The organism is Rhodoferax sp., assembly GCF_028715765.1.
In the GTDB taxonomy this organism is placed as follows: Bacteria; Pseudomonadota; Gammaproteobacteria; order Burkholderiales; family Burkholderiaceae_C; genus Rhodoferax.
This window is the reverse complement of the sequence record NZ_JAQURE010000103.1, coordinates 1-2,966: the sequence shown is the minus strand read 5'-3', so window position 1 is coordinate 2,966 and position 2,966 is coordinate 1. Positions and strand designations below refer to the sequence as shown.

General features: G+C 57.9%; 2 protein-coding genes. Both read right to left on the bottom strand.

Annotated elements, in window-relative coordinates; all coding sequences use genetic code 11:
• Positions 1 to 2,352, bottom strand: a 2,352-nt coding sequence (locus PHT20_RS16535; RefSeq protein ID WP_301021393.1) for an Hpt domain-containing protein, incomplete at its 3' end; no start/stop codon positions are given.
• Between the two features lie 36 nt (positions 2,353 to 2,388).
• Positions 2,389 to 2,966 (bottom strand): methyl-accepting chemotaxis protein (locus tag PHT20_RS16530; protein ID WP_301021392.1); only part of this gene is annotated, 578 nt, incomplete at its 5' end.

The following is a 2,966-nucleotide window of genomic DNA, read 5'->3' as shown; positions in this document are numbered from 1 at the left end:
CACATTCTCCAAACGCAGAGAGTCTGCTGCGGTTCTGAAGGGCTGCGCACGCCAGGCATCGGCCTGCCCGGCGGCAATGTCTTCAACCCATTGACCAAAGGCAGTCATGGCTTGGCCAGACAATTTGATCAACGCCGGGCTGGCCGGTTTTTGCTGGGGCAACCAGGCATTGAGCACTTGCTCCAGCGCCCAGGCTGCCTCGCCAAACTCGGTCAAACCAACCATGCGGGAGCTGCCCTTGAGGGTGTGAAAGGCACGCCGAAGAGCGGTTTGCTCATCAAAATCAGCACCATTGACTTGCAAGGCAGCCAAGGTCTGCAGCCCGTTAACTACTACCTCACGCGCTTCGTCCAGGAAAATGCCCAACAGCTCGGCATCATCCTCGTCATCGTCGAGAGCCGGTGGAGGCACTTGGGAGACAGGTGCAACAGGGACAACAGCAGCAGGCGCAGCATCTGCCGTTGGCAACGACATCACCACTGTGGCCAACATCTCGTTCGGCTTGGCTTCGGCAGCGTCTACGGCATCAGACACCGTATCTGCATTGGGGGCAGGCAAAGGTGAGGGCAAAGAATCGGGTTCTGGGTCTTTTTGCCGCCCCATGAGTGAGCGGAATTCACCCAGATTTTCGTCATACACAAATAATTTTTTGGCCAGCTCACGCTGGTAGCTGAGCATGTCAATCAAAAAGCCCAAAGTACCCAGGCTGTTACCCAGCTTCTCAAACGCACCAGCAGCCACAGCCGCTGGGTCAACCTCATCCACCAAACATTGCGCCACGCTGTCGCGCAGGCGCAATGTGGCCAAGGCGGCTTGGTCTAGCCCCAACACCGAAAACACACCCCGCATTTGCGCCAGCTTGCCCGGCACTTCATGCAAGGGTGATTTGTCTTGGCAGTTGCGGAAAAAAGCATCCAGCCCAGCCTCGACCTCCCCCAGGGTGGTGCGCAATTCATCCACCACACTGCCCATGATTTGCCGGTCACTGACACGCCGGTAAAGCTCTTCCATCCAGTTGTCCAGCGGCTCTGACTCACCACCTGCCAGCACCCGGTCGAGGCGTTGCGCCAGGCAACGGCTGCGCTCACCCATTTGTGCACTGGTGGGATCCAGGTCGTCATAAGCCGCTTCCAGATAAAGCACAGCGGTTGCCACTTCCATGGCCATGGAAGGCGCCGGGGCGGTGCCTGCCTTGGCCACGGACTCAATGGTTCGTGTCAACGCTTGCGCCAGCTCAAGGCTGTCGGGGTGCAGTTTCATGATCGAGTCGCTGACCAAACTGAATTGATCGAGAGCAACTTTGATGCGAGTTACATCGCCCCCCGACAGCGACGACCAGGTTTCTGTGGCCGCCGCAATGCGCTTGCGCGCTTGCGCCAGCAAGGCGGGATCGAAACGGCCAAATTGAGGCTTGACGTAATCCGCAGCGACTGCATTGACCAAGCCATAGGCTTCACGCACCGCACGCAGTGCGGGCGCGTGCTGCCCGGCTGTCGGAACAGCCTGGGCGCAAAAAAACAGCAGGTCTTGCGCCAAACCCTCTGAAATATCAGGCTCACCGCGCGCCAGGGTGCGGTATTGCAACAATATTCTGGAGGCTGCACGCTTGGTGTAGATGTCTGCCACGCACAACCCAAGCGCGACAGATTCAAAGTAAGCACTGGATAGCGCCCAAAAGGTGCGTGCGTGCAAGCCGGATTGAGCCGCAGCGAAACCCCAGCAAATGTCTGCCATGGCCAAGGCTGAGGCGGTATGTGCAGACTTCACGACATTGAGCACATAGCCGTCGATGCGCGTACGCACCGCCGCATCGTACGAAATGGCTGCGACGCTGTTTGGCACCGGCACCGGCAACCACTGCCACTCATGTGACCACAAATCAGAAGGATGCACACGGTCGCTACCAAGCAAGTTCAGCACGGCGCTGTACTGCGGAAACAAGGCCACAGAAGAAAGAGATTTACCTTTGAGCAAGCCTTCCAGGTAGTCGGTCAGGGCAAAGCTGGCCAGTTCCACTTTCAAAGCCGCATCATCGCTGCAAGACTCAGGCCGCTGCACAAATTTTTGCACCAAGGCTTCCATGGCGCGGAGCATCTTGGCGGGCACCGCCAAGCCCACCATCTCCAAGGCGCCCACTGCTTGGTGCAACTGCTGGCGCGCAATGCGCAATTGACTGGCATCAAGCGCAGCAATGTCTGAGCCACGTGACAACTCAGCGTCGCGCACAAAACGCTTGAGTGCTTTGCTGGCACTGTCGAGCGATTTGCGCAACTCATCCAGCACCCAGGCCAAAGGCCCCAGGTCTGGCTCAACAACCGTTTTTTCGCCGGACAGGGCAGCGTCTGGATGCATGAATCAACCGTTCAATTCAGGTGGTAACAAGTGCGATCAAGCAATGCGGAAACGCGCCACAGACTGACGCAACTCTTCGGCCATTTTGGAGAGCTCTCGCACCTGCGCAGCGGTGCTGCGAGTGCCTTCACCGGTTTGCTCAGTCACCGCAAAAATGTGCTGAATATTTTCAGCCACCCCGTTGGCCAAACTGGCTTCACGCGCTGTAGCGTTGGAAATTTGCTCAATCAGATCAGACAAACGACGTGACACCTGGTCAATCTCAGACAGTGCATGGCCGGCGTTGTCTGACAGTTTGGCACCTTCCACCACACCCTGCGTAGAGCGCTCCATGGCGCCCACCGCATCTTGGGTGTCGGTTTGAATGGCCTTCACCAGCGCTGCAATCTGGCGGGTGGCATCAGCCGAGCGTTCCGCCAGGCGTTGCACTTCTTCGGCCACCACAGAGAAGCCGCGCCCGGCATCGCCGGCTGAGGCCGCTTGAATAGCGGCATTCAACGCCAACACGTTGGTTTGCTCGGTAATGTCGGAGATCAGCTCGGTGATTTCACCAATTTCCTGAGACGATTCACCCAGTCGCTTGATGCGCTTGGAGGTGTCTTGAATTTGATCGC